The 26,445-nt window shown below is 69.1% G+C and carries 27 protein-coding genes; 18 read left to right on the top strand and 9 right to left on the bottom strand.

The features are described from left to right. Window positions 1–11: 11 nt before the first annotated feature. The 8 genes from RHOFW104R8_RS03065 (at window position 12) to RHOFW104R8_RS03030 (ending at window position 8,578) form a co-directional block, all read left to right on the top strand. Window positions 12–1,985, top strand: coding sequence for a chemotaxis protein CheA (locus RHOFW104R8_RS03065; RefSeq protein WP_068095702.1), 1,974 nt, complete (start codon window positions 12–14; stop codon window positions 1,983–1,985). A 118-nt stretch (window positions 1,986–2,103) separates the two neighbouring features. Beyond that, window positions 2,104–2,631, top strand: coding sequence for a chemotaxis protein CheW (locus RHOFW104R8_RS03060; RefSeq protein WP_068095703.1), 528 nt, complete (start codon window positions 2,104–2,106; stop codon window positions 2,629–2,631). 12 nt (window positions 2,632–2,643) lie between these two features. Continuing rightward, the gene (locus RHOFW104R8_RS03055; protein ID WP_153021734.1) at window positions 2,644–4,365 is read left to right on the top strand and encodes a methyl-accepting chemotaxis protein; all 1,722 of its coding nucleotides are present in this window, start codon (window positions 2,644–2,646) and stop codon (window positions 4,363–4,365) included. A 2-nt stretch (window positions 4,366–4,367) separates the two neighbouring features. Further along, on the top strand, window positions 4,368–5,252 hold the full coding sequence (locus RHOFW104R8_RS03050; RefSeq protein WP_068095704.1) for a protein-glutamate O-methyltransferase CheR: 885 nt from the start codon (window positions 4,368–4,370) through the stop codon (window positions 5,250–5,252). Beyond that, window positions 5,252–5,902, top strand: a complete 651-nt coding sequence (gene cheD, locus RHOFW104R8_RS03045; RefSeq protein WP_068095705.1) for a chemoreceptor glutamine deamidase CheD — start codon at window positions 5,252–5,254, stop codon at window positions 5,900–5,902. Before RHOFW104R8_RS03050 ends, cheD begins: the two co-directional genes overlap by 1 nt. 78 nt (window positions 5,903–5,980) lie before the next feature. Then, entirely contained in the window at window positions 5,981–7,072 is a 1,092-nt protein-coding gene (locus tag RHOFW104R8_RS03040) for a chemotaxis response regulator protein-glutamate methylesterase (protein ID WP_068095706.1), read from the top strand. 17 nt (window positions 7,073–7,089) lie between these two features. Beyond that, window positions 7,090–8,268: a methyl-accepting chemotaxis protein gene (locus RHOFW104R8_RS03035; protein WP_068095707.1), complete on the top strand. Its 1,179-nt coding sequence runs from the start codon at window positions 7,090–7,092 to the stop codon at window positions 8,266–8,268. A 10-nt stretch (window positions 8,269–8,278) separates the two neighbouring features. After that, window positions 8,279–8,578 carry an STAS domain-containing protein gene (locus RHOFW104R8_RS03030; RefSeq protein WP_068095709.1) on the top strand — a complete coding sequence of 100 codons (300 nt, stop codon included), beginning with the start codon at window positions 8,279–8,281 and terminating at the stop codon, window positions 8,576–8,578. A 72-nt stretch (window positions 8,579–8,650) separates the two neighbouring features. Here the strand turns inward: RHOFW104R8_RS03030 and RHOFW104R8_RS03025 are convergent, their stop codons facing one another. Next, window positions 8,651–9,013 (bottom strand): hypothetical protein, encoded by a 363-nt coding sequence (locus RHOFW104R8_RS03025; protein WP_068095710.1) that lies wholly within the window; start codon window positions 9,011–9,013, stop codon window positions 8,651–8,653. A 197-nt stretch (window positions 9,014–9,210) separates the two neighbouring features. Between RHOFW104R8_RS03025 and RHOFW104R8_RS03020 the strand changes: the two genes are divergently transcribed. Then, the gene (locus RHOFW104R8_RS03020; protein WP_068095711.1) at window positions 9,211–9,561 is read left to right on the top strand and encodes a hypothetical protein; all 351 of its coding nucleotides are present in this window, start codon (window positions 9,211–9,213) and stop codon (window positions 9,559–9,561) included. 76 nt (window positions 9,562–9,637) lie between these two features. Here RHOFW104R8_RS03020 and RHOFW104R8_RS03015 read toward each other — a convergent pair whose 3' ends face one another. From RHOFW104R8_RS03015 to RHOFW104R8_RS02990, 6 genes are all read right to left on the bottom strand, one after another. Beyond that, window positions 9,638–10,201, bottom strand: coding sequence for an NUDIX hydrolase (locus RHOFW104R8_RS03015; protein ID WP_068095712.1), 564 nt, complete (start codon window positions 10,199–10,201; stop codon window positions 9,638–9,640). 75 nt (window positions 10,202–10,276) lie between these two features. Then, window positions 10,277–11,293 (bottom strand): magnesium and cobalt transport protein CorA, encoded by a 1,017-nt coding sequence (locus tag RHOFW104R8_RS03010; RefSeq protein ID WP_068095713.1) that lies wholly within the window; start codon window positions 11,291–11,293, stop codon window positions 10,277–10,279. Between the two features lie 74 nt (window positions 11,294–11,367). Then, window positions 11,368–12,585: a DUF4105 domain-containing protein gene (locus RHOFW104R8_RS03005; protein ID WP_082823501.1), complete on the bottom strand. Its 1,218-nt coding sequence runs from the start codon at window positions 12,583–12,585 to the stop codon at window positions 11,368–11,370. Window positions 12,586–12,663: 78 nt separating this feature from the next. After that, window positions 12,664–13,503, bottom strand: a complete 840-nt coding sequence (locus RHOFW104R8_RS03000) for an HlyC/CorC family transporter (RefSeq protein WP_068098996.1) — start codon at window positions 13,501–13,503, stop codon at window positions 12,664–12,666. An 81-nt stretch (window positions 13,504–13,584) separates the two neighbouring features. Further along, window positions 13,585–14,046 carry an rRNA maturation RNase YbeY gene (gene ybeY / locus RHOFW104R8_RS02995; protein WP_068095045.1) on the bottom strand — a complete coding sequence of 154 codons (462 nt, stop codon included), beginning with the start codon at window positions 14,044–14,046 and terminating at the stop codon, window positions 13,585–13,587. Beyond that, window positions 14,043–15,023 (bottom strand): PhoH family protein, encoded by a 981-nt coding sequence (locus RHOFW104R8_RS02990; protein WP_068095043.1) that lies wholly within the window; start codon window positions 15,021–15,023, stop codon window positions 14,043–14,045. The genes ybeY and RHOFW104R8_RS02990 overlap by 4 nt, the downstream gene beginning before the upstream one ends. Before the next feature lie 93 nt (window positions 15,024–15,116). On the opposite strand from RHOFW104R8_RS02990, the gene RHOFW104R8_RS02985 reads away from it, so the two are divergent. Genes RHOFW104R8_RS02985 through RHOFW104R8_RS02970 form a run of 4 tightly spaced genes read left to right on the top strand, consistent with a single transcriptional unit; the run spans window position 15,117 to window position 18,827 of the window. Further along, window positions 15,117–15,797 (top strand): TetR/AcrR family transcriptional regulator, encoded by a 681-nt coding sequence (locus RHOFW104R8_RS02985; RefSeq protein WP_235604449.1) that lies wholly within the window; start codon window positions 15,117–15,119, stop codon window positions 15,795–15,797. Further along, entirely contained in the window at window positions 15,794–16,765 is a 972-nt protein-coding gene (locus RHOFW104R8_RS02980) for an HlyD family secretion protein (protein WP_068095040.1), read from the top strand. The genes RHOFW104R8_RS02985 and RHOFW104R8_RS02980 overlap by 4 nt, the downstream gene beginning before the upstream one ends. 23 nt (window positions 16,766–16,788) lie before the next feature. Continuing rightward, complete coding sequence (locus tag RHOFW104R8_RS02975) at window positions 16,789–17,721, top strand: ABC transporter ATP-binding protein (RefSeq protein WP_068095048.1); 933 nt, start codon at window positions 16,789–16,791, stop codon at window positions 17,719–17,721. Continuing rightward, window positions 17,718–18,827 carry an ABC transporter permease gene (locus RHOFW104R8_RS02970; protein WP_068095037.1) on the top strand — a complete coding sequence of 370 codons (1,110 nt, stop codon included), beginning with the start codon at window positions 17,718–17,720 and terminating at the stop codon, window positions 18,825–18,827. The genes RHOFW104R8_RS02975 and RHOFW104R8_RS02970 overlap by 4 nt, the downstream gene beginning before the upstream one ends. Window positions 18,828–18,973: 146 nt before the next feature. On the opposite strand, the gene miaB is transcribed toward RHOFW104R8_RS02970, so the two are convergent. Further along, window positions 18,974–20,365 (bottom strand): tRNA (N6-isopentenyl adenosine(37)-C2)-methylthiotransferase MiaB, encoded by a 1,392-nt coding sequence (gene miaB, locus RHOFW104R8_RS02965; RefSeq protein ID WP_068095034.1) that lies wholly within the window; start codon window positions 20,363–20,365, stop codon window positions 18,974–18,976. Window positions 20,366–20,689: 324 nt separating this feature from the next. Between miaB and RHOFW104R8_RS02960 the strand changes: the two genes are divergently transcribed. Further along, entirely contained in the window at window positions 20,690–21,733 is a 1,044-nt protein-coding gene (locus tag RHOFW104R8_RS02960) for a lytic transglycosylase domain-containing protein (RefSeq protein ID WP_235604448.1), read from the top strand. A 4-nt stretch (window positions 21,734–21,737) separates the two neighbouring features. On the opposite strand, the gene RHOFW104R8_RS02955 is transcribed toward RHOFW104R8_RS02960, so the two are convergent. Beyond that, complete coding sequence (locus tag RHOFW104R8_RS02955) at window positions 21,738–22,907, bottom strand: S1C family serine protease (RefSeq protein ID WP_068095030.1); 1,170 nt, start codon at window positions 22,905–22,907, stop codon at window positions 21,738–21,740. A gap of 163 nt (window positions 22,908–23,070) precedes the next feature. Between RHOFW104R8_RS02955 and petA the strand changes: the two genes are divergently transcribed. The 4 genes from petA to RHOFW104R8_RS02935 all read left to right on the top strand — a co-directional run bounded on the left by petA (window position 23,071) and on the right by RHOFW104R8_RS02935 (window position 26,440). After that, window positions 23,071–23,676: a ubiquinol-cytochrome c reductase iron-sulfur subunit gene (gene petA, locus RHOFW104R8_RS02950; RefSeq protein WP_068095027.1), complete on the top strand. Its 606-nt coding sequence runs from the start codon at window positions 23,071–23,073 to the stop codon at window positions 23,674–23,676. Next, a complete protein-coding gene (locus RHOFW104R8_RS02945; protein WP_068095024.1) occupies window positions 23,676–24,977 on the top strand; it encodes a cytochrome bc complex cytochrome b subunit in 1,302 nt (433 codons plus the stop codon). Before petA ends, RHOFW104R8_RS02945 begins: the two co-directional genes overlap by 1 nt. Before the next feature lie 13 nt (window positions 24,978–24,990). After that, complete coding sequence (locus RHOFW104R8_RS02940; RefSeq protein WP_068095021.1) at window positions 24,991–25,731, top strand: cytochrome c1; 741 nt, start codon at window positions 24,991–24,993, stop codon at window positions 25,729–25,731. 70 nt (window positions 25,732–25,801) lie between these two features. Further along, a complete protein-coding gene (locus RHOFW104R8_RS02935) occupies window positions 25,802–26,440 on the top strand; it encodes a glutathione S-transferase N-terminal domain-containing protein (protein ID WP_068095019.1) in 639 nt (212 codons plus the stop codon). Window positions 26,441–26,445 lie beyond the last annotated feature (5 nt).

Here is a 26,445-nt window from a genome sequence, read left to right as displayed (position 1 = left end):
AGAGCAGGATCATGGTCAACGCCGCGCTGGCGCAGTTCCAACAGGTGTTCATCGAGGAGAGCCTGGAAGGGCTCGACACGATGGAGTCGTCGCTGCTCGCGCTGGACGACGGCGGCGACGCGGAGCTGGTGCACACCATCTTCCGCGCGGCGCATTCGATCAAGGGCGGTGCGGCCACCTTCGGCTTTCCGGAGATGTCCTCGTTCACCCACGAGGCGGAGTCGCTGCTGGACGAGGTCCGCGGCGGCAAGCGCGCCATCGACGGCGGCATCGTCGAACTGCTGCTGCGCACGGTGGACTGCCTGCGCGGGATGTTCGCCCGGGCGCGGGCCGGCGAGCCGCTCAACGACGCGGTGGCCGAAGGCCTGCGCGGCGAGCTGGCCGCGGCGATGGGCCGCGGCGCGGCGGCGGGCGGTGTGCAGGCGCGGCGCGAAGTGGACCAGGCCGACGCCTGGACGATCCGCTTCCGCCCGCACCCGGGCATGCTGGCCGGCGGCAACGATCCGCTGCGGCTGATCCGCGAGCTGGCCGGACTGGGCGAACTGGCGGTGACGGCCGAGCTGGACCGCCTGCCGGCGCTGGACCGGCTCGATCCGGCCGAGTGCCATCTCGGCTGGACCATCGAACTGGCCGGGCCGGCGAAACGCGCGGACATCGCCGCGGTGTTCGACTGGGTCGAGGGCGAATGCGAGCTGGCGATCGAACCGAAGCACGTGGTGGCCGCCGCCGCCGCGGCATCCGCCGCACCCGCGGCGGCACCGGTGGCCGATGTCGCCGCCGCCCGCGCGCAGCGCGAGACCAGCGCCGAATCCAGCACGGTGCGCGTGGCGATCGACAAGATCGACGGCCTGATCAACCTGGTCGGCGAGCTGGTGATCACCCAGTCCATGCTCGACACCTTCCGCGACGGCGTCGACGCCTCGCGGCTGGCCCTGCTCGAACAGGGGCTGGCGCAGCTGGCGCGGCACACGCGCGAGCTGCAGGAAAGCGTGATGGGCATCCGCATGCTGCCGATCGCCTCGGTGTTCAACCGCTTCCCGCGGATGGTGCGCGACATCAGCCAGAAACTCGGCAAGCAGGTGCGGCTGGAGCTGGTCGGCGAGCACACCGAGCTGGACAAGACGGTGCTGGAGAAGATCGGCGATCCGCTGGTGCACCTGGTGCGCAACGCCATCGACCACGGCCTGGAGCTGCCCGCGCAGCGCCGTGCCGCGGGCAAGGGCGACACCGGCACGCTGCGGCTGGAAGCCTCGCACCGCGGCGGCAACATCGTGGTCGAGGTGAGCGACGACGGCGCCGGCCTCAACCGCGAGGCGATCGTGGCGAAGGCGGTGCAGCGCGGCCTGATCGCCAGCGGCGAGGGACTCGGCGACGAGGCGGTGGCCGACCTGATCTTCCAGCCGGGCTTCTCCACCGCCGCGGTCACCACCGACCTGTCCGGCCGTGGCGTCGGCATGGACGTGGTCCGCCGCAACGTGGCTGACCTCGGCGGCTCGGTGACCATCCGCAGCACATCGGGCAAGGGCAGCGTGTTCACCATCACCCTGCCGCTCACGCTGGCCATCATCGACGGCCTCACCGCCGCGGTGGGCGAGGAGCGCTACATCGTGCCGCTGGTGTCGATCGTCGAGTCGATCCAGTTGCAGCGCGAGGCGATCAGGACCGTCGTCGGCGGCGGCGAGCTGTTCCGCTTCCGCGGCGACTACCTGCCGGTGATCCGCCTGCACGAACTGTTCGGCTGCCCGGACGCGGTGCGGGCGATCGACGAAGGCCTGCTGATCGTGGTGGAAGGCGAGGGTGCCCGCGTGGGCCTGTTCGTCGACGGCCTGATCGGCCAGCAGCAGGCGGTGGTGAAGTCGCTGGAGGCGAACTACCGGCGCGTCAGCGGCGTTTCCGGCGCCACCATCCTGGCCGACGGCTCGGTGGCGCTGATCGTCGACGTCGCCGGCATGGTCCGCATGCAGAGCCGCCGCAAGGTGGCCTGAGCCGCACCGCACGCGTGTCATCCGCGCGCGGCAACACGGCATCGGCATTCAAGAAACCCGCACGGCGGCCGATAGCCATTCCAGGGCAAGGGGGACAGCGTGTCCCCGCGGAACGCACATGAGCCAGTCAGCCAACACTGCAGCCGCATCCGCCGCCGAGACGGCGGTGCCGATGCAATACCTCACGGTGAGCCTCGCGCACGAGGAGTACGGGATCGACATCCTCGCGGTACGCGAGATCCGCGGCTGGACGCCGGTGACGCGCATCCCGCAGGCGCCGCACTACGTGCTCGGCGTGCTCAACCTGCGCGGCGCGATCGTGCCGGTGCTCGACCTGCGCCTGCGCTTCGGCCTGGTGCGCAAGGACTACGACGCCAACACCGTGACCGTGATCGTTACCGTCGCCGGGCGCCATTTCGGCGTGGTGGTGGACGCCGTCTCCGACGTGCTCGACGTGGCCGCCGGCGACGTGCGGCCGGTGCCCGACATGGGCACTGCCGTGGACACCGAATATCTCAAGGGGCTGACCTCGGTCGCCGAGCGGATGGTGCTGCTCCTTGACGTGGACAGATTGTTGCAGCCGCAGGACGCGCAGATGCTGGAAGCCGCCTTGCCCGCGGCCGCCGACGTACAAGCCGTGGCCTGACAGGAACCACCCATGAAGATGCCCTCGTTCAAGTTCAAGATCCCCGCCCTCACCGTTCGCGGCCGCCTGCGCCTCGTACTCGGAATGCTCGTGTTCATGCTGATCGGCGGCGCCGTCATCGGCCTGGGCTCGATGCAGCTGCAGAACGAGGGCATGCGCCACATGTACGACGAGGCGATGGTGCCCAGCGACCTGGCCAACACGATCCGCGTGCGCTCGCTGATGGCGTTCGTGGAACTGGGCGAGGCGGCCGCGAACGTCGGCAAGGCCGACCAGGTCAAGCAGAAGCTGGCCCAGGTGGACAAGTACCAGCAGGAGATCGCGGCGATCAGCAAGCAGCTGAACGCGATCCCGCGCAGCGCCAAGGTCGCCGAGAAGGTCAAGGCCTACCACGCCACCGACGACGACTACGCGGGCGCGCTGAAGGACATGGCCGATGCCCTCAAGCAGGGCGACGCCGGCGCCAGCGACCTGCTCGAGCTGCAGGTGCGTCCGCTGCTGATGGACCGCCAGGCGCGCATGGCCGACCTGGTTGCGGCGCAGGACGCCGACGCGCTGGCGCTGTTCCAGGCGCAGAGCAGCCGCTTCCGGCTGATCCGCGCGGTCAGCATCATCGCCCTGCTGCTGGGCGCGGTCTTCGCGCTGCTGATCGCCACGCTGGTGATCCGCAAGATCGTGCGCACGCTCAACCATGCCGTGCAGGTGGCCCACGACATCGCCGGCGGCAAGCTCGGCCACCATATCGAGGTGGGCCGCATGGACGAGCTGGGCCGCCTGCTCGACGCCTTCCGCACGATGGACGAGCGCCTCAGCGCGATCGTCAGCGAAGTGCGCCACGGCTCCGATGCGGTCAGCAGCGCGGCGCAGCAGATCGCGCGCGGCAACGACGACCTCAGCCAGCGCACCCAGGAGCAGGCATCCAGCCTGGAAGAGACCGCTTCCTCGATGGAGGAGATGACCTCCACCGTGAAGCAGAACGCGGAGAACGCCAGCCACGCCAACCAGCTGGCGCGCGGCGCCCGCGAGCAGGCCGAGCGCGGCGGCGAAGTGGCGGGCAAGGCGATCGCAGCGATGGCCGAGATCGACGCCTCCAGCCGCAAGATCGGCGACATCGTGGGCCTGATCCAGGAAATCGCCTTCCAGACCAACCTGCTGGCGCTGAACGCGGCGGTGGAGGCGGCGCGTGCCGGCGAGCAGGGCCGCGGCTTCGCCGTGGTGGCCACCGAGGTGCGCAGCCTGGCCCAGCGCAGCGCCGGCGCGGCTAAGGAGATCAAGGGCCTGATCGCCGACAGCGAGGAGAAGGTGCGCAGCGGTTCGGAGCTGGTCAACCAGTCCGGCAAGGCGCTGGCCGAAATCGTGGACAGCGTGAAGAAAGTCACCGACATCGTGGCCGAGATCGCCGCGGCCAGCCAGGAGCAGTCGGCCGGCATCGATCAGGTCAACAACGCCGTGATGCAGATGGACGAGATGACCCAGCAGAACGCGGCGCTGGTCGAGGAAGCCTCGGCCGCCGCCCGAGCCATGCAGGAACAGGCCGGCGATCTCACCAGCCAGGTGGGCTTCTTCCATCTGGCCGACGACGTGGCGCCTGTGGAACCGGTTCCGTCGCCGTCGCGCGCGAAGAACGTGGCCGTGGCCACCGAGGCGGTGTTCGCCGCGGTGCGCAAGGCGCCGCCGGGGCGCGCCGTCGCCGAGGCGGACGCTGCTGCCGTCGGGGCCTGGAAGGAGTTCTGAGCATGAAGGCGCTCGCCGGCGCGATCGATGGCGCCGTCGCCATGGCGGACGGCGGTGCCCCCTTGCTCGGGGATGCCGAGTTCAGGTTCCTGCGCGATTTCGTGCGCGAGCATTGCGGCATCTCGCTGGGCGACCACAAGCGCCAGCTGGTGCAGGGCCGGCTGGCACGGCGCCTGCGGGCGCTCAGGCTGCGCCATTTCGGCGCCTACTGCGACCTGCTGCGGCACGATCCGCAAAGCGAGCTGGGCGATCTGGCCAGCGCGATCAGCACGAACGTGACCGCGTTCTTCCGCGAGGCGCACCACTACGACCTGCTGGCCGACGAACTGCTGCCCCGCTGGCTGCAGCAGAAGCGCCGCAGCGGCGACCGGCTGCGGATCTGGTCGGCCGGCTGTGCCACCGGCGAGGAACCCTACGCGCTGGCGATGGTGCTGGCCGAGGCGCTGGAGCGTCACGATGCCGCGGGCCTGGATGCGAAGATCCTCGCCACCGACCTTTCGCCGCAGGCGCTGGAAACCGCGCGCAACGGCGTGTACCCGCTGGAGCGGTTGACGGGCATCAGCGACGGGCGCCGGCGCCGCTGGATGCTGCGCGGTTCGGGCGAGTACGAAGGCTTCGCCTGCGTGCACCCGCGGCTGCGCGAGCTGGTGGCCGTGCAGCCGCTGAACCTGCTGCACGAATGGCCGATGCGCGGGCCGTTCGACGCGATCTTCTGCCGCAACGTGGTGATCTATTTCGACCAGCCGACCAAGCAGCGCCTGTTTCGCCGCTACGCCGGGCTGCTGCCGGCGGGCGGCCATCTGTTCCTTGGCCATTCCGAATCGCTGCACGGCGTCAACGACGACTTCGAACTGATCGGCCGCACCGTCTACCGGAAGCGCGGCTGATGCCGGTACTGAAGGCCGACCGTCGGGTGGCGCCGGCGCTTTCCGCGGCACCGCCGGGCTTCGAGCACCTGCGGCGGTTCTGGGATCCGGCGCAGGGCTGCATGACCGTGAAGGTACTGCCGGGCGAGTTCTACGTGAGCGCGCAGGAAGAGACGGTCAGCACCGTGCTCGGCTCCTGCGTGGCGGCCTGCATCCACGATGCGGGCCGCGGCATCGGCGGCATGAACCACTTCATGCTGCCCGAGCCGATGGGCGAGCGCGACGACTGGTCGTCGACCGTCGGGCGTGCCGCGCGTTACGGCAGCGATGCGATGGAGCAGCTGATCAACGCGATCCTGAAGGCGGGCGGCCGGCGCGCCGACCTGAGGGTCAAGGTGTTCGGCGGTGGCCGCGTGCTGGCCCGGCTCAGCGACGTGGGCCAGCGCAACATCGATTTCGTGCATCGCTACATCGAGACCGAGAAGCTGCAGCTGGTGGCGGCGGACCTGGGCGACGTCTATCCCCGGCAGGTGCAGTTCTTCCCGCACAGCGGCCGGGTCCGCGTGCGCCTGCTGCGCCGTAGCGACGACGTGGCGCTGGTGGCCGAAGAGCGCGGTTACCTCAAGCGTTTGGCAAACGATCCGATAAAGGGTGAGGTCGAGCTGTTCTAGCGTCGGGATGTCCGGCGTGACGATCGACCGGGCCGCCGTCGCTGGCGACGGGGCCGCGGCTGCATGGCAGGGTAGGCAATGGAAAGAGTGCGTGTTCTGGTCGTCGACGATTCCGCATTGGTGCGCAAGCTGATGTCGGCGATGCTTGCCTGCGATCCGGAGATCGAGGTGGTGGGTACGGCGGCGGATCCCTTGATCGCCCGCGAGAAAATCAAGCAACTCGCCCCGGACGTGCTGACCCTGGACGTCGAGATGCCGCGGATGGACGGCCTGACCTTCCTGGAAAACCTGATGCGGCTGCGGCCGATGCCGGTGGTGATGGTCTCGTCGCTGACCACGCAGGGCGCCGAGGTCACGCTGCGTGCGCTGGAACTGGGCGCGGTGGATTTCCTGGCCAAGCCCGGCAGCGACCTGGCCAACAGCTTCGGTGCGAGCGCGCAGGAGATCTGCGCCAAGGTGAAGCTGGCCGCGAAGGCGAAGCCGCGCGCGCGCACCACGGTGCGCAAGCTGGACGTGGCGCCGCGCCTGTCGGCCGATGCGGTGCTGCCGCGGGCGCAGTCAGCGGGCAGCCGCGGCGGCAGTCCGATCATCGCGATCGGTGCCTCCACGGGCGGCACCGAGGCGGTGCGCGTGGTACTCGAGGCGATGCCGCCGGATGCGCCGCCGATCCTGGTGACCCAGCACATTCCCGCCGCCTTCAGCGGCCCGTTCGCCGCGCGCATGGACCGCTGTTCGGCGATGCGCGTGTGCGAGGCGCACGACGGCCAGCCGATCCAGTCGGGGCATGCCTATATCGCGCCGGGCAGCCACCATCTGCTGGTGATGTGGGACGGCGCGAAGTACGTGTGCCGGCTGCACGACGGGCCGCCGGTGAACCGGCACCGGCCCAGCGTCGACGTGCTGTTCCGCTCGCTGGCGGCCAGCGCCGGCGCCGCCACCATCGCCACGCTGCTCACCGGCATGGGCGACGACGGCGCGCGCGGCCTGCTCGAACTGCGCCAGGCCGGCGCCGCCACCCTGGTGCAGGACGAGGCCAGTTCGGTGGTGTGGGGCATGCCCGGCGCCGCCTGGAAGCTCGACGCGGCGCGCGAGATGCTGCCGCTGGACCACATCGCGGCGCGCCTGCTTGCGCTGGCGCGTCAAACCCATACCGGCGCCATCAGCGCCTGACCTGCGGATCCCGGATCATGTCATTCACTCCCGCCCTTTTTGCCCAGCGTCCGGTCTATGGCTGGATGGCCAGCGCAGCGGCCCTGCTGCTGGCGCTGGCATGGCACCCGGCATGGCTGGCGCCGGTGCTGGTGATCGCCCTGGCCGCGGTGTGGACCGCCGAAGCGCGTCCCCGGGGAGAGCTGGCGGCACCGGCAGCCGCGACCACCAACAGCGGACCGGTGCGCGAGGCGCTGGAGGATGTGCGCGGTGCGCTGGTCGACGAACTCGGCCATGCCACCCGCGAACTGCACCAGGGCCTGGACCTGCTGCGCGACGCGGTGTCCGAGCTGGGCGGGGGTTTCGACGGGCTGTCCAGCAAGACCGCGCTGCAGCAGTCGCTGCTCAAGCAGATCATCGACGTGCAGGACGGCGGCGTCAGCGTGCAGGATTTCGCCGCCCGCACCGGCGACCTGCTGGAACACTTCGTCGGCATGATCGTGCAGATGTCGCGCGAGAGCCTGCGCATCGTCTACCGCATCGACGGCATGGCGAAGGAGATGGACGCGGTGTTCGGCCTGCTGAGGAACGTCAACACCATCGCCGAGGAGACCAACCTGCTGGCGTTGAACGCCGCGATCGAGGCGGCGCGCGCCGGCGAATCCGGCCGCGGCTTCGCGGTGGTGGCCGGCGAAATCCGCAACCTGGCCAGCAATTCCAACCAGCTCAACGAGCAGATCGGCAGCCATGTCGAACGCGCCCGCGCCGCGATGGAGCAGTTGCGCGGCCTGATCGGCGCGATGGCGTCGCAGGACCTGAACGTGGCGCTCTCGGCCAAGGGCGGCATCGACGCGATGATGGCCCACGTCACCGAGAGCGACGCGCGTACCAGCGCGGTGGCCGACCAGGTGGTCGAGATCAACCGCGGACTCGGCAGCGACGTCTCCACCACGATCCGCTCGCTGCAGTTCGAGGACATCCTCAGCCAGCTGATCAGCCAGACCCGCACCCGCCTGACCGAGCTGCAGGAAGTCACCACCGAGTGTACCCGCGACATCGAGGAGCTGGCCTGCGCGCCGCTGGAGGCCGGGGCACTGGACGAACGCGCGCAGCGGGTGCGCAGCCGGCTGGCGATCCAGCGCGAGAAGGCGCGCCTGCGTTCGCGCGGCCCGGCCCTGCAGAACTCGATGGACGCCGGCGAGATCGAACTCTTCTGAGGATGGCACCATGATTGTCCACCACGACAGCGAACACGATTGCCTCACCCTGCAGCTGGGCGAGCGTTTCGATTTCAGCATCCATCGCGACTTCCACGACGCCTGCCTGGGCAGCGGCAGGGCCGCGCGCAGCTATGTCGTCGACCTCGGCGAAGTTACCCGCATGGACAGCTCGGCGCTCGGCATGCTGCTGCTGCTGCGCGAGCACGCCGGCGCCGATCGTGCCGATATCCGCATCGTCAACGCTGCCGGCGAACTGCGCAGCACCCTGCGCGTGGCCGGTTTCGACAAGCTGTTCGTGCTGCACTAACGGAACCGAAGGACAAGCGGCAAAAAGGCTCCCTGCGGAGCCTTCTTGCCATCTGCGGTCGACGATCGCCGGTTACCAGGTGCGCACCTCGACGATGCTGACGGTGAAGCTGCTCATGCCGGACTCGTAGCGGAACAGGCGGCCCAGGTCGAAATTCACCGCGCTGCCGGGGGCGATGTTGGAGGTGCCGGCCGGCCACCCCTGCTTGCTCTGCAACACCTTGCCGTCGGCATCCTTGACGTCGACGCGGACCTGCGCGGCCGAGGGGGCGGCACAGTTGTTGACCAGCTCGCCGCGCAGGCTGATCCGCATGGTGGAGCCCATGCTGTTGAACCCCGGGTGGAAATCCTTGATGGCGAAATCCCTGGGGTTGCAGTCGGCGTGGGCGGCCAGCGGAGCGAGCAGCAATACGGCGGAGACGATGAGTGTTTTCATGGGTATCGGCCATCCCGGTAAACGCTTTCAGCGCGGACATCGGGATCATCGGCACCGCGGGCGGAACCTTTAGAGCCTGTTCGCGACCCCGGGGCGTCCCGCGCCGGGCTAAAGATTCCCGCGCGGGCGCCGACATGGAGGGGCCGATCATTCGCGCTTCCCGGTTTCCCTCACTCCCCACTGCCAATGGAATTCCCATGAAAGCATTCGCCGCTTCCGCCGTGTTGCTGTTCGCTCCGCTGGCCGCCCACGCGGCCTGCTCGCCCACCGATTTCGCCATCAAGGATTTCAGGCCCGGTGTCGCCGCTTCGCGCCTCAGCCTGCGCGGCGAGCTGGTCAACAACTGTGCCGCCCCCTCGGCCGCGCAGGTCCGCATCGAGATCAAGGATGCCGACGGCAAGGTGTTGCAGAGCAAGCAGGGCTGGCCGGCCGGCACCTCCAACATCGCTCCCGGCGGCACGGTGAATTTCGACCTGGGCCGCCTGTTCCGCTACGAGTCCAGCATGAGCAGCTACACCGCCAGCATCGTCGACGTGCGCGCCTGGTAAAGGCGCGGGGCCACCCGGGAAAAGGCTCCGCGGGGAGCCTTTTCTTATGGCGTGCCGGTGCCCTTGCGCCCAGGCGTCAGCGCCGGCCGTGCTCGATGAACCACAGCCCGGCGAACAGTTTCGGGTCGATCGAATAGCCTTCGGCGGCGCGGGCGAACAGCCAGCTGCCGGCTTCGCGGCGCGGTACCTCGTGCACCACGATGTTCTCGGTTTCGTCGCCGCCGCCCGGGCCGACTTTTTCCAGGTCCCAGGCGCGCACGAAGGTGATCATCTCGGTGCTCATGCCGGACGAGGACGGCCCGCGATGGATGAACTCCACCCGCTGGCAGCGGTAGCCGGTTTCCTCCTCCAGCTCGCGCCGGGCGGCGAGCAGCGCGTCCTCGCCCTCGCGCCCCCGTTCGTCGCCGACCAGTCCGGCCGGCATCTCGATGGTGTTCTGCAGGATCGACACGCGGTACTGCTCGACGAACAGCACCCTGTCCTCGGGCGTCACCGCCAGGATGATCGCCGCGCCGCCGGGGTTGTTGCGCTCGGCGTACTCCCAGCGGCCACGCTTGCGCAGGCTCAGCCAGCGGCCTTCATGCAGGGTTTCCACCGGGGCGTTGGCGTCGGCGGGGATGCGGCTTGCGGAATCGTTCATCGGTGATCGCGTGCGGGTGAAGGCCGGCGGACATCTTGAACGTTCCGCATGGCAGCGACAACCGCCCGCCGCCGGCTACAGCCACCTGGCGCGCTTGAGGCCGAGGTAGATGCCGCTGACGACGCCGGCCACCACCACGATGATGGCGGGATAGGCCCAGGACTGGTGGAGTTCGGGCATGTTGGCGAAGTTCATGCCGTACCAACTGGTGAGCAGGGTCGGTGCGGCGAGCATGGCGGCCCAGCCGGCGAGTTTCTTCATCACCTCGTTCTGGCGCAGGCTCACCAGCGAGAGGTTGACGTTGATCGCGGCGGTGAGCATCTCGCGCATGGCGCCGATCGCCTCGTTGACGCGGAAGGCATGGTCGTAGACGTCGCGGAAGTACGCGTGCAGCACCTCGGGGATCAGGTTCGGGTGCAGCCGGATCAGCTGGTTGATGATGTCCTGCAGCGGCGCCACCGCCAGGCGCAGCGTCATCAGGTCGCGCTGCATGTCGTACAGCCGGCGCACCGTACTGCTCTTGAACGTCTCGCCGAAGATGTCGTGTTCGAGCTGCTGCACTTCCTCGCGAAAGTCGCGCACGATCGGCAGCAGGTTGTCGACGATGAAATCGAGTACACCGTACAGCGCATAGCTCGGGCCGTTCGCCAGCAGTTCCGGCGCGTGTTCGCAGGTGCGCCGCGCCGGCGCGTAGGACTGCGAGGCGCCGTGGCGCACGGTGACCAGGTAGCGCGGGCCGAAGAAGATGTGCGTTTCGCCGAACGCCAGTTCGCCGTTGATCAGCTGCGCGGTCTGCACCACCAGGAACAGCGAGTCGCCGTAGGCCTCCAGCTTGGTGCGCTGGTGCGCGGCGTGCGCGTCCTCGATCGCCAGGTCGTGCAGGCCGAACTCGTTCTGGATCTTTTCCAGCAACGCCTCGTCCGGCTCGTACAGGCCGACCCAGACGAAGGTATCCGGTTCGGCCAGCACGTCGCTGATCGCGTCGATGGTGACGTCGCCGATCCGCGTGCCGTCGTTCCTGTAGGCGATGCAGTTGACCACCATCGGCTGATCGGCGGTCGGTGTCGCGGTCGGCGGCGTGATCAGGTTCATGCGCGCATGATGCCCCGCGCCCGCAGGCGGGGCAATTGAGCCGGCGCGGCAGCGGGGTCCTTGCGCGACCGCACCTACCGGTACCGGCGTAGGCTCCAGGCCAGCGCCAGCCAGCACGGCAGGGCGAACAGCAGCCACGGCTGGTTCTGCTGCACGGTGCCGGGCAGCAGGTGCAGCAGCACGGCGGCCATGCAGGCGAACAGCTGCAGCGCGATCACGCCGTCGATGAAGCGCGAGGCGGCGAGGCCGCGGCGCGAGCGCCACAGCGTCGGCAGCAGCAGGAAGGCCAGTGGATTGAACAGCAGCAGGTTCGCGTTGGCCCACGCCGAATGGTGGGTGGTCAGCGTCCACAGGGCCAGCAGCAGCAGGCCGGTGACGCCGGCGGCGAGCAGGTACAGCGTGCCGAGCAGGGCGTAGCCGGTGGGCCACGCACGGCGGGCGAGCACGAGCAGCGCGGCCAGCAGCAGGCCGGCCAGGGCCAGCGGCAGGCGCAGGTCGGGTGCAGCCGGCGGCGGCACGTCCAGCCGGTTCGGCGAGACGAGCTGTTCGTCCTGCACCAGCGGGCGCAGGGCGCCGTGGCCGTCGGCGACATGCACTTCGCGCAACTGCGCCTGCAGCACCTCGGGCAGGAAGCTTTCCTGCCAGCCGCTCAGCGGCTGGTCGGCATACGGTCCCAGGCCAAGGTCGAGCACCAGCATCAGCCAGGGCTGCGCGCTCATCAGCCGTACGGTCTGCTGGCGGTAGGTCATGCCGCCGGCGCGCGCCTTCAGGCGGGTTTCCAGCGCGCCCCCGAGCGCCTTGTCCAGCGCGTCGCGCACGCGGGTGGTGCAGTTGTCGACGTAGTAGTCGTAGTCGTAGCCGGCGTTTTCCGGGCGCAGGTTCCACAGCAGGAAGTCGCGCAGCGCTGCAGCCTGCTCGGCGTTCAGTGCCAGCCGCTGGCGCGTGATCGAGCGGCCGGCCTCGACGTAGTAGCGCTCGTCGAGATCGCTGGGCGCCGCATCCATCAGGTAGTGCATGCGGCCGCGGGCGAAGTTCAGCAGGAAGTTCTTCTCGCTGAAATCGAACACGCCGTAGTTGAAGTTGGCCGCCTCGCCCGAGACCGTGTCGCGCAGCTCGATCGCGTCGTGGCCGAAGCGCTCCCAGTAGGTTTCGCCGGGGCCGTAGGTGACCAGCGACACCTCGAGGTTGGCGCCGGGTGCGTTGGCGACGCTGGCGCGTGCGGGCGGGAGCGCGGCCAATGCCAACAGCGCGAGCAGCAGGAGGTTGCGGCTGATCAGGTTCATGCGGCCCATCGTGTAGGAGCGCACCGAAGTGCGCGATGGCTCCAAGGTCGGTCGGGGCGAAGAGCATTCGCGCACTTTGGCGCGCTCCTACCGCTTCACCACGCGGAATGCCTGCACGCGGCGATCGTCGGCTTCGGTGACGTGGAACAGGTAGTCGCCGATGCCGACCTCTTCGCCGACTTCGGGCAGGTGGCCGAACTCGGCGGTGACCATGCCGCCGACGGTGTCGTATTCCTCGTCGGGGAAATCGGCGCCGGTCTGTTCGTTGAAATCCTCGATCGGGGTCAGCGCGCTGACCAGCCAGTCGCCGCCGGGCTGCTCGTGCATCAGCTCGGGCTCCACCTCGTCGTCGTGCTCGTCGTCGATCTCGCCGACGATCTGCTCGAGCACGTCCTCGATGGTGACCAGGCCGGCGACGCCGCCGTACTCGTTGACCACCAGCGCCATGTGGTTGCGGCTGAGGCGGAATTCCTCCAGCAGCACGTTCAGGCGCATCGACTCGGGAATCAGCACGGCCGGACGCAGGATCGCGCGGATGTCGAAATGCTCGGCGGCGCCGAAGTACTTCAGCAGGTCCTTGGCCAGCAGGATGCCGAGGATCTCGTCCTTGTCCTCGCCGTGCACCGGGAAGCGCGAGTGGCCGGATTCGACCACGGCGGCGAGGATGTCGGGCAGCGGCGACTCGGCGGCCAGCATCACGATCTGCATGCGCGGGACCATCACGTCGTCCACGCTCAGTTCGGTGACCTTGATGGCCCCCTCGACCATGGTGAGGGTGTCCACGGACAGCAGTCCGTTGGTCTGGGCGGAACGCAATTCCTCGATCAGTTCGTCGCGGTTGCGCGGCTCGCCGGAAAACATGTGGCCCAGTCGATCCCACCAGGTTCGGTGGGCCGGGCCGCTGGTACTGCCAGGGTCGTCGCTCATTACTCGTTGGGTGTCTGCCCGAAACCGGGCGGAAGGCCGATTCTAGCGGAAAACCCGTGACGGTTCAGGGCACAAGCCTCCTTACCGGTACGGGTCGGCGATGCCCAGGCCAGCGAGGATGCGGGTTTCCAGCGCCTCCATCGCCTCGGCCTCGGCCTCCTCGATGTGGTCGTGGCCGAGCAGGTGCAGCACGCCATGGACGGTGAGGTGGGCCCAGTGGTCGCGCGGCGATTTGCCCTGTTCGGCGGCTTCGCGCACCACCACCGGGGCGCAGATCGCCAGGTCGCCGATCAGCGGCAGCGCCACCCCGGGCGGCAGTTCGGCGGGGAACGACAGCACGTTGGTGGCGTAGTCCCTGCCGCGGTAGTTGCGGTTGAGCGTGCGGCCTTCGTCGGCATCGACGATGCGGATCGCCAGTTCGGTGCGCTTGCGCCGCTTCGCCCCGCGCAGCGCCGCCTCGACCCAGCGGCGGAAGCTGGCCGGCGCGGGCACCCCGGCGCGCGGCACGGCGTAGCCCACGGCGAGCGTCAGCGCCGCACTCATTCGCCGCCCTCGTCCTTCTGCTCGAACGCCTCGTAGGCGCGCACGATCTTCGCCACCAGCGGGTGGCGCACCACGTCGCGCGAGGTGAAGAAGGTGAAGCTGATGCCGCCCACGCCGCGCAGCACCTCGATCGCCTGGCGCAGGCCCGAGCGCGTATTGCGGGGCAGGTCGACCTGGGTGACGTCGCCGGTGATCACCGCCACCGTGCCGAAGCCGATGCGGGTGAGGAACATCTTCATCTGCTCGACCGTGGTGTTCTGCGCCTCGTCGAGGATCACGTAGGAATCGTTCAAGGTGCGCCCGCGCATGTAGGCCAGCGGGGCGATCTCGATCACGTTGCGCTCGATCAGCTTGGCCACCTTCTCGAAGCCGAGCATCTCGTACAGCGCGTCGTACAGCGGGCGCAGGTAGGGATCGACCTTCTGGCTGAGATCGCCGGGCAGGAAGCCCAGCTTCTCGCCGGCCTCGACCGCGGGGCGCACCAGGATCAGCCGCTGCACCCGGTTCGCCTCCAGCGCCTCGACCGCGCTGGCCACCGCCAGGTAGGTCTTGCCGGTGCCGGCCGGGCCCACGCCGAAGTTGATGTCGTGGCCGGCGATCGCGTGCAGGTAGCGCGCCTGGTTGGGGCCGCGGCCCTTGATCACGCCGCGCTTGACCTTGATCACCACTTCCTGGGCGCCTTCGGCGGCCGCCTCGGTGATCGCGTCGATGCCGGATTCGGCGAGCTGCAGGTTGATCCTCGCGCCGGTCAGCGCCTCGTCCCCGGTGGCGGCGTACAGCGCGCGCAGCACCTTTTCGGCGGCCCGCGCGGGAGCGTCTTCGCCGATTACCTGGAAGATGCCGCCGCGATGGTTGATCTCCACGCCAAGGCGCAGCTCGACCTGGCGCAAGTGCTCGTCGAACGGGCCGCACAGGTTGGCGAGGCGTGCGTTGTCTTCGGGATCGAGGGTGAAATCGCGCTGGTTGAGTTCGCTCATAGGGGCGCGAGAGTAGCGCGTCGGCGCCGACAGGGCCATGGCGAAGGCCCGCCCGACAAGCGGTTTGCAAATAATTAAATGATGAATTAATTTATGGGCATGACCACTCCGAACAAACGCTCCAAGGCCGGCCGCCGCGCCGGGCGACCCGGCGGCGACGACCGGGACTTGCGCCAGCACCTGCTGGACGCCGCGATCGCGCAGTTCGCCCGGGTGGGGATCGGCGCGACCTCGTTGCGGGCGATCGCCACCGCGGCAGGCGTCACGCCGGCGCTGCTGCATTACTACTTCGGCGACAAGGAGCGGCTGGTACAGGCGTTGGTCGACGAACGCCTGCTGCCCACGCTGGCGCCGCTGCGCGCCCGGCTGGAGCGCGCCGGCGACGATCCGTCCGAACTGATCGGCACCTTCGCCCGCGGCATCGGCGAGGCGGTGCAACGCCACCCCTGGCTGCCGGCGCTGTGGGTGCGCGAGGTGCTGTGCGAAGGCGGCGCATTGCGCGAGGTGCTGTTCACCCAGGCGGTGCCGGGCGTGCCGCAGCTGCTGGCTCGGCGCTTCGCCGCGGCGCAGGCGAATGGACGGCTGAACGCGGCGCTGGATCCGCGCCTGCTGGTCGTCTCGCTGGTCGGGCTGACCCTGTTTCCCGCCGCCGGCGCGCCGATCTGGCGGCGCGTGTTCGGCGCCGAGGGGCTGGGGCCGGAAGTGATGATTGGACATACGCTGGCGCTGCTTGCCCACGGCGTGGGCGCCGCGGGGCCGGGAGGAAATGCATGAATGCCGCACGCATGTTTCGCCGATCGCTGGCGGCGCTGTCCGTCCTTTTCGTTCTCGTCGCCTGCAGACCGGCGCCGCCGCAGGCGCTGGGCACGCTCGAGTTCGACCGCATCACCCTGCCGGCCCCGGCGGCCGAGCGCGTCGTGGCGATCGACGTGCGCGAGGGCGAACGGGTCGCCATCGGCCAGTCGCTGCTGCAGCTCGATCCCGCGCACACCCGCGCCGAACTCGCCGCGGCGCAGGCACAGGCGCGGCAGCAGCGCGAGCTGCTGGCCGAACTCGAAACCGGGCCGCGCCGCGAGGACATCGACAAGGCGCGCGCGAACCTCGCGGCCGCGCAGGCGCAGGCGCGCGAGGCGCGGGCCTACTACGCGCGGCTGGCCCCGCTCAAGGGCAACGGCTACGTGGCCGCCGCCGACCTCGACCGCGCCCGCGCCACGGCCGGCAATGCCGATGGCCAGGCGGCGGCGGCACAGGCCGCGCTGGACGAACTGCTGCACGGCACCCGTCCGGAGCAGATCGCGCAGGCCCGGGCCGCGCTGGCGGCGGCCGACGCACAAGTCGGTGCGCAGCAGGTGCTGCTGGGCAAGCTGGCCGTCGTGGCGCCGCGCGCCGGGCGCATCGACAGCCTGCCGTACAAGCTCGGCGACCAGGCGCCGGTCGGCGCGCCGCTGGCGATCCTGCTGGCGGGCGACGCGCCGTACGCGCGCATCTACGTGCCGGTGCAGCAGCGCGCCGGCGTGCGCGTCGGCGATCCGGTGCGGGTGTTCGTGGCCGGCCGCGGAACGCCGTATGCCGGCAAGGTGCGGATGATCCGCAGCGAGCCGGACTTCACTCCGTACTACGCGCTGATCGGCGACGACGCGGCGCGGCTGAGCTACCTCGCCGAAGTCGCGCTGGGCGCGGACGCGGCGGAACTGCCCGCCGGCCTGCCGGTGCACGCCGAGTTCCGCGGGGCCGCGAGGTGACCGCCGGCGCCGACGGCGTGGCGATCCGCGCGCGCGGGCTGACCAGGCGCTTCGGCCAGCTGGTGGCGGTGGATCATGTCGACCTGGAGGTGCCGATGAAGCGCGTGTACGGCTTCCTCGGCCCGAACGGCTCGGGCAAGTCCACCACCATCCGCATGCTGTGCGGGCTGCTCACCCCAAGCGACGGCGAGATCGAGGTGCTCGGCCTGCGCATCCCGGCGCAGGCCGACGCGTTGCGCCCGCACATCGGCTACATGACCCAGAAATTCTCGCTGTTCGAGGACCTCAGCGTGCGCGAGAACCTGGAGTTCCTCGCCGCGATCCAGGGCGTGCCGAAGGCGGGGACGAAACGCCGCATCGACGAGCTGGTCGCGCAATACCATTTCGGCGACCGCCAGCAGCAACTGGCCGGCACCATGAGCGGCGGCCAGAAGCAGCGCCTGGCGCTGGCCTGTGCGGTGATCCACGAGCCGCAACTGCTGTTCCTCGACGAGCCGACCAGCGCGGTCGACCCGGAATCACGCCGCGATTTCTGGGAGAAACTGCTCGAGCTGGCCGATGCCGGCACCACGCTGCTGGTCTCCACCCACCTGATGGACGAGGCCGAGCGCTGCCATCGGCTGGCCATCCTCGACCGCGGCGTGCTGGTGGCGGACGGCACGCCGCTCGAGCTGACCGCGCAGCTGGAAGGGCGCACCTTCGCCGTCGAGGCGGCCGATCCGCGGTGGGCCCAGCGCGCGCTGGTCGATGTGCCAGGCGTGCTCGGCGTGGCCCAGGTCGGCAATACCCTGCGCGTGCTGGCCGCCGACGGCAGCGATGCTGTCGCCCGGCGAATGGAGCAGGCGCTGGCCGCGTCGGCGCAGCAGGCCAGGGTCGTCCCCGCGTCGCCGAACCTCGAGGACGTGTTCGTCGCCGCCACGCGCAAGGGCGGTGCCGACCGCGAGCGCGCCGCATGAACTGGCGCCGGCTATGGGCGATCGTGGTCAAGGAGCTGCGCCAGCTGCGCCGCGACCGCGTCACGCTGGCCATGGTGGTGGGCATACCGGCGATCCAGCTGGTGCTGTTCGGCTACGCGATCAACACCAACCTGCGCGGGCTCGACGCCGGCATCGCCGACCAGGCCAACACCGCCGGCTCGCGGGCGCTGGTGCTGGACATGCTGGCCACCGGCGTGGTCGCGCCGGTGGCGAGGGCGGATACGCCGCAGGAACTGATGGCGATGATCCAGCGCGGCCGGATTGGCATCGGCATCGTGGTGCCGCCGGATTTCGAGCGACGCCGCATCGACGGCCGCGAGGTGGCCCAGGTGCTGGTCGACGGCAGCGACACGGCGGTGCAGGCCGCTGCCGCGCAGCTCGCGCAGACCCCGCTGGACAGCGCCGCGCCGGACATGCGCGCGCCGCTGGCCAGCACGCCGGTGGGCGGGCGGATCAGCGTGGTCGGTTTCTACAATCCGCAGCGGCGTTCGGCGCTCAACATCGTGCCCGGCCTGATCGGGGTGATCCTGACCATGACCATGGTGCTGTTCACCGCCATCGCGGTCGTGCGCGAGCGCGAGCGCGGCAACATGGAGCTGCTGATCGCCACGCCGCTGAGCAGCACCGAGCTGATGGTCGGCAAGGTGCTGCCCTATGTGGCGATCGGCCTGGTGCAGACCAGCGTGGTGCTCGCGCTGGGCGTCTGGCTGTTCGACGTGCCCATTCGCGGCAGCCTGCTCGACGTGTATCTGGCATCGGGGCTGCTGATCCTCGCCAACCTCACCCTGGGCCTGCTGATCTCCACCCGTGCGCAGTCGCAGTTCCAGGCGATGCAGATGACGTTCTTCGTGTTCCTGCCGTCGATCCTGCTGTCCGGCTTCATGTTCCCGTTCGCCGGCATGCCGAAGCCGGTGCAGTGGTTCGCCGAGGTGCTGCCGCTGACCCATTTCCTGCGCCTGATCCGCGGCGTGATGCTGCGCGGCGCCGGCCTGTGGGAGATGTGGGGCGAGGTGCTGGCATTGGCTGCATTCACCGTGCTGATGATGGCGCTGGCCATATTGCGCTTTCGCAAGCGGCTGGATTGATGGCGAGGAGCAACCCCTCCCCAGCCCTCCCCTGCGAGCAGGGGAGGGAGTAAAGCCTCCTATTGCCATGCTCCTCCCCCTGCTCGCAGGGGGAGGTCGGGAGGGGGTTGCTCACGATCGCGAAAGAGCCGGGCAGCGCGTCGCCGTCAAGTGGCGTCTTCAGCCGCCAGCCGCACCCGCCCGCGCAGCGAGTTGCTCATCGCGTCGGTGATCACCACGTCGACGAACCGGCCGATCAGGCGCGGGTGGCCGGCGAAGTTCACGTAGCGCATGTTCTCGGTGCGGCCGCTGAGTTCGTCCGGGTTGCGCGCGCTGGGTTTTTCCACCAGCACGCGCTGCACGGTGCCGACCATCGCCTGGTTGATCTTCCGCGCGTTCGCGTTGATCGCAGCCTGCAGGCGTTCGAGGCGCTGGTGCTTCACCGCCATCGGCGTGTCGTCGGCAAGGTTGGCCGCCGGCGTGCCGGGGCGCGCGGAGAAGATGAAGGAGAAACTCTGGTCGAAGCCGACGTCGTCGATCAGCTTCATGGTCTTCTCGAAATCCTCGTCGGTCTCGCCGGGGAAGCCCACGATGAAGTCGGACGAGACGCAGATGTCCGGCCGCACCGCGCGCAGCTTGCGGATCTTCTGCTTGAATTCCAGCGCGGTGTAGCCGCGCTTCATCGCGCCGAGGATGCGGTCGGAGCCGGCCTGCACCGGCAGGTGCAGGTAGTTGGCCAGCTGCGGCACGTTGGCGTAGGCCTCGATCAGCGAGTCGGAGAACTCCAGCGGGTGCGAGGTGGTGAAGCGGATGCGGCCGATGCCGTCGATCTGCGCGATCGCGTGGATCAGCACCGCGAGGTCGGCATAACCACCGTCACGACTCGCACCGAGGTGCGAGTCGGCGTCGTCGTGGGTGGGGCCGCGGTACGCGTTGACGTTCTGGCCGAGCAGGTTCACCTCGCGCACGCCCTGCGCGGCGAGTTGGGCCACTTCCACCAGCACGTCGTCGAACGGACGGCTGATCTCCTCGCCGCGGGTGTACGGCACCACGCAGTAGCTGCAGTACTTGGAGCAGCCTTCCATGATCGAGACGAAGGCGGTGGGGCCCTCGGCGCGCGGCTCGGGCAGGCGGTCGAACTTCTCGATCTCGGGGAAGGAGATGTCCACCTGCGGCTTGCCGGTCTCGCGCTGCTTCTCGATCAGTTCGGGCAGGCGGTGCAGGGTCTGCGGGCCGAACACCAGGTCCACGTAGGGTGCGCGCTTGACGATCGCCGCGCCTTCCTGCGAGGCCACGCAGCCGCCGACCCCGATCAGCACCGGCTTGCCGCCCTGCTTGTGCTGCTTCCAGCGGCCGAGCTGGCTGAAGACCTTTTCCTGCGCCTTTTCGCGGATCGAGCAGGTATTGATCAGGATCACGTCCGCCTCGGACTCGTCCTGAGTCAGCTCCAGCCCATGCGAGGCCTTCAGCACGTCGGCCATCTTGGCCGAGTCGTACTCGTTCATCTGGCAGCCGTGGGTCTTGATGAAAAGTTTATGGAGAGCTGGCTTGCCGCTCATTGGCGTGGGGTACCGTGGTTCGTGAAGTCGGACGCGCAACCCGATGGACCATGCAGTTTACCCCCGTGCACGCGGCGTCGCCAGTAATTCGGCATGGCGGATCAATCACTTGCGGGGACAGGGCGATCGCGGCGCCGATTCCGGTGGTGGCCGCCCGGAACGTCGCATGGCGCACGGAATCGCCGGTTCGTACTTGGCGCTGGCGCCCGCCGGCGGCACACTGCATCCATGTTCGGCGTCGCAAGCCATGGGGGAAGCGCCGATCGGCCTGCCGGGGGCTTCCCATTACGTTCGATCCTTTGCGGGGTCGCGTTCGGCTGCGCGTTGCTGTGGTGGTCGCCGGCGGGGGCGGCCACGCTGTACCAGTGCACCGGCTCCAGCGGCGAGGCGGTGTTCAGCAGCAGCAAAGCCGGCTACCAGGGCTGCAAGGCGATCAGCAGCTACGCCGCGCCTGCGCCACGCCGCCGGGTGCCGCCGCGGGCATCGCTGGGCAAGGTGGCCGGTTCGGCCGTGACCACGGCGCGCGGCCTTGCGGCGGATGGCACCGGAGCGGCCTCGCTGACCGGCGTGCGTGGGACGGTCGAAACCAGCGCCCAGCGCATCGGCGGAGTGCCGGCGGAGCAGACCTCGCTGGCGGCCGTACAGGGCTTGGCCATGACCGGCGCGAGGCTTCCCGCGGCGACTGCCGGCAAGCCGGGCCAGTGGAATTATCGCGAATCGCAGGCCGCTGCGGCGACGGCGGCACCGGTGGCGACCGCGGCGGCCGACAGGGTCCTGCGCGGCGCGGTCTACCGCATCGTGCGCGCGGACGGCAGCGTGGAATACACCAACCTGCCGCCGGCCGGCGGCAAGGGCCGCGCGGTGACCATGCTGTTCACCTACATCGCCACCTGCGTCGCGTGCAACCTGCATTCGCCGATCCACTGGGGCAGCGTGCCGCTCAACCTCACCGCGTACGCCGATACCATCCGCGCCGCCAGCATCGAGTACGGCGTCGACGAGGCGTTCCTGCGCGCGATCATCCACGCCGAGAGCGCGTTCAACCCGCGCGCGCTGTCGCTCAAGGGCGCGCAGGGGCTGATGCAGCTGATGCCCGGCACGGCCAGCGACATGGGCGTGCTGGATGCGTTCAACAGCGAGCAGAACATCCGCGGCGGTGCGCGCTACCTGGGCCTGTTGCTGCGCAATTTCGACGGCAACGAACGGCTGGCCGCCGCCGCCTACAACGCCGGCGCCGGCGCGGTGCAGCGCTACCGGGGCGTGCCGCCCTATGCCGAGACCCGGGTCTACGTGGAGCGGGTGGACACCCTGCGCAAGCGCTACGGCGCGGTGATCCATCCGCCGCTGGCCGCGCGCGGGCCGGGTTGATCCGTCAGCCGTCCGGCATGCCGTCGGCACTCATCGCCGGGCGCTGGACCAGGGTAGCTTCGACGTGGAACGGACTGCCGTTGCGCAGCCCCGAGATCGCCACCTTGCTGCCGGGCTTGAGCGCGGCCTCGTGCCGGCGCAGGTCGGCCGGGTCGAGGATGTCGTCGCTGCCGAGGCGCAGCAGGATGTCGCGCGGCCGGATGCCGGCCAATGCCGCCGGGCTGCCGGGGTAGACCGCCGTGACCAGCGCGCCGCGCGCCGCCGCGGGCAGGCCGCTGTCGGCGGCCACCGGCACGAACGCGTAGTCGGCGCCGAGCCAGCCGCGCACCACGTGGCCGGTGGCGATGATCTGGTCCAGCACCTTCTTGGCGGTGGTGACCGGGATCGCGAAGCCGATGCCTTCGGCGCCGGCGGCCTTGCCGATCAGCAAGGTGTTGATGCCGACCAGTTCGCCCTCGGCGTTGACCAGGGCGCCGCCGGAATTGCCCAGGTTGATGGCGGCGTCGGTCTGGATGAAGTCCTCGGCGCTGGAGCCGTTCAACTGGCGGCCGATCGCGCTGACGATGCCCATGGTGACGGTCTGGTTGAGGCCGAGCGGGTTGCCGATCGCCAGCACCACGTCGCCGGGGCGCAGCGGCTGCCCGGCGATGTGGATCACCGGCAGGTTGCTGGCGTCGATCTTCAGCACCGCCAGGTCGGATTCCTCGTCCGCGCCGACCAGGCTGGCCTTGGCGATGCGGCCGTCGTACAGCAGCACCTGGATGTCGGCGGCGTGCGCGATCACGTGGTTGTTGGTCAGCACGTAGCCCTGGCCCCGGGCGCTGACGATGACGCCGGAGCCGAGGGTCTGCTCGCGGTGCTGGAACGTGGTGGGCTGGCCGCCGAACAGCTGCTGCAGCACCGGGTTGTCGTACATCCGGACGGCCTGCTCGGTGACGATCTTGTTGGCGTAGATGTTGACCACCGAGGGTGCCGCGGCCGCCACGGCGTCGGCGTAGGATACGGGGCCGCCGGCGGCATGGGGCTGGCTGGCCGGCGCCGGCGCCGTCAGGCCGAAGCGCGCGCGCAGGCGCTCGCCGCTGCCGGGCCAGAACAGGCCGACCACGAACGCCATCGCCAGGCCGAGGATGGCGAAGCGGGCGATGAAGAGGAGGGTGCCGGCGGCATGTCTCATGTCGTGAATGGGGGTCCGGCGGGTCGTGGCGAATGTGGCGGCGGGCCGGGCCCGTCGCGATGCGGTTGATTGTACGGGGCAGGGGCTGACGCTACACTAACGCGATTTTTGCAGGCACCAAAAGCCTGTGTCTCAATGGCAAGCAAGTAATCCGGAGAGCCTGATGGCGAACGAAGTCGTCGATCACGGCCGCCGCCGTTTCCTGACAGCGACCACCGCAGTGGTTGGTGGCATCGGAATCGTGTCGGCAGCCGTGCCCTTCATCAAGTCGTGGGAACCCAGCGCGCGTGCCAAGGCCGCTGGTGCTCCGGTTACCCAGTCCCTGGCCAAGATCGAGGCGGGGCAATTGCTCATCGTCTCGTGGCGCAGCCTGCCGGTGTTCGTGCTCAACCGCACGGCGGCGCAGCTGGCCACGCTGCCGCAGGTCGATTCGCGCCTGGTGGACCCCAAGTCCAACGGCGTCTCCGCGGACCAGCAGCCGAAATACGCACAGAACGAGGGGCGCTCGATCAAGCCGGAATGGTTGGTGGTGATCGGCATCTGCACGCACCTGGGCTGCGTGCCCGACTTCGTGCCCGAGATCAAGCCCGAGCCGTTCGACCCGGAGTGGAAGGGTGGCTTCTACTGCCCCTGCCACAAGTCGCGCTACGACCTGGCTGGTCGCGTCTACGCCGGCGTGCCGGCGCCGAAGAACCTGCCGGTGCCGCCGTACCACTTCATCGACGACAGCACCATCCAGATTGGCGTGGATCCGAAGGAGGCTGGCTAATGGCCAACGTATTCACGAGCATCGGCGATTGGGTCAACGAGCGCGCGCCCGGCATGATGCCGATGTACCGCAAGCACATGACCGAGTACTACGCGCCGAAGAACTTCAACCTCTGGTACTACTTCGGCTCGCTGGCGCTGCTGGTGCTGGTCAACCAGATCGTCACCGGCATCTTCCTCACCATGAACTACAACCCGAGCGCGGCGGGAGCCTTCGCCTCGGTCGAGTACATCATGCGTGACGTGGAGTGGGGCTGGCTGATCCGCTACATGCACTCCACCGGCGCATCGTTGTTCTTCGTGGTGGTGTTCCTGCACATGTTCCGCGGCATCATGTACGGCTCGTACAAGAAGCCGCGCGAGCTGGTGTGGCTGCTCGGCATGCTGATCTTCCTGGCGCTGATGGCCGAGGCGTTCATGGGCTACGTGCTGCCGTGGGGCAACATGTCGTTCTGGGGCGCCAAGGTGATCATCTCGCTGTTCGGCACCATTCCCTACATCGGCGGCGACCTGGTCGAGTGGATCATGGGCGACTTCCTGCCGGCCGACGCCACGCTCAACCGCTTCTTCGCGCTGCACGTGGTCGCGCTGCCGATCGTGCTGCTGCTGCTGGTGGTGCTGCACCTGGCCGCGCTGCACGAGGTGGGTTCGAACAACCCCGATGGCGTGGAGATCAAGAAGGGTCCCAAGGGCAATCGCTGGGATGCGCTGAAGCCGACCGACGGCATCCCGTTCCACCCGTACTACACGGTGAAGGACCTGGTCGGCGTGGGCTTCTTCCTGCTGATCGCCGCCTTCATCATCTTCTTCGCGCCGACCTTCGGCGGCTGGTTCCTGGAGCACGACAACTTCATCCCGGCGAACAACCTGGCGACGCCTTCGCACATCAAGCCGGTGTGGTACTTCACCCCGTTCTACGCGATCCTGCGCATGATCCCGTCGCTGTTCGGCACCGCGGTGTGGGGCGTGCTGGGCATGTTCGGCGCGATCGCGCTGCTGTTCCTGCTGCCGTGGCTCGACCGCGGCCAGGTGAAGTCGATCCGCTACCGCGGCACCGGCTTCAAGGTGGCGCTGGGGCTGTTCGTGGTGGCGTACATCATGCTGGGCGCGGTCGGCGCGGGCGTCACCGCCGAAGTGATCCCGGCCTGGTTCGGCAACGTGGACGTGACGTTCTGGGAGAACCTGTTCGGCCGCCTGATGACGCTGGTCTACTTCGGGTTCTTCGTATTCCTTTGGGCCTACACATACTACGGCTGGGAAAAGACCAAGCCGGTTCCGGAACGGGTGACGACGCATGACTAAGCGGCAGCTGCTAATGAAGCGATACATCTTCCCGGTGGTGTTGGCGCTTGGCCTGGTCGTCGGCAGCGTGCCGGTGCAGGCGTCGGAAGGCGGCGCCCTGCCCAGTGCCGGCACCAACGTGCAGGACCAGGCTTCGCTGCAACGCGGCGCCAAGCTGTTCTTCAACTACTGCGTCGGCTGCCACTCGCTGAAGTACATGCGTTACGAGCGGATCGCCACGGACCTGGGCCTGTCCGAGCAGGAGGTGATGCAGAACCTCAACTTCACCGGCGCCAAGTTCGGCGAGACCGTGGTCTCGCACATGCCGGAGGATGCGGCCGCGAAGTGGTTCGGCAAGGCTCCGCCGGACCTGTCGCTGGAAGTGCGCTCCAAGGGCGCCGACTGGGTCAACGCCTACCTCAATTCGTTCTACCTGGACCCGAGCCGCCCGGTGGGCTGGAACAACACGGTGTTCCCGAACGCGTCGATGCCGTTCCCGCTGTGGGAGCTGCAGGGCCTGCAGACGGCGGAGATGAAGCCGGCCAAGGCGGGCGAGGATCCGGCGGTGGAGAAGCTGGTGCTGTCGCAGCCGGGCAAGCTGACCCCGGCGCAGTTCCAGCAGGCCACCCGCGACCTGACCACTTTCCTGGAGTACGCTTCCGAACCGGCCGCGCTGCAGCGCCACCATTACGGCATCTGGGTGCTGCTGTTCCTGGCGTTCTTCACCTTCCTGGCTGCCTTGCTGAAGAAGGAATACTGGAAAGACGTCCACTGAGTACGGATGGCACCAACCGACCGCGGCGGCCACGAGCCGCCGCGGTCGTATCAACGATGGGGAATCGCGCATGGTCCCAAGCGCTCGCTCGCGTACTGTATTGACGCTCTACACCACGGCCGACGATGTGCAATGCCATCGCGCGCGGCTGGTGCTGGCCGCCAAGGGGGTCAGTTACGAACGGGTGCTGGTGGATCCGGCCAGGCCGCCGGAGGATCTGGTCGACCTCAACCCCTACGCCAGCACGCCGACCCTGGTGGACCGCGACCTGACCCTGTTCGACACCTCGGTGGTCTGCGAATACCTCGACGAACGCTATCCGCACCCGCCGCTGATGCCGATCGACCCGCAATCGCGCGCGCGCCTGCGGGTGGCCGCGGTGCGCATCGAGAAGGACTGGCTCACCGAGGTGGACATCGTCCGCGCCGGCGGCCGGCCGGCGGATGCCGCGCGCAAGCGCCTGCGCGAGCACCTGCTGTCCGCCGTGCCGCTGTTCAAGGCGGCCCGGTTCTTCCTCAATCCCGAGATGAGCCTGGCCGACTGCCTGGTGGCCCCGGTGATCTGGCGGCTGCCCTGGCTGGGCGTGGAACTGGGGCGCGAAGGCAAGCCGATCGTCGACTACGGCGAGCGTTTGTTCCACAGTCAGGGTTTTGCGCGCAGCATGACCGACCAGGAAAAGGCGATGCGGCAGATCCATGAGCAAGAATGAAGTTG

The sequence above is a fragment of the Rhodanobacter sp. FW104-R8 genome (assembly GCF_001617365.1).
Lineage (GTDB): Bacteria > Pseudomonadota > Gammaproteobacteria > Xanthomonadales > Rhodanobacteraceae > Rhodanobacter.
Note: the sequence above shows the minus strand (reverse complement) of the source record. Positions and strands in the feature narration are given on the sequence as shown.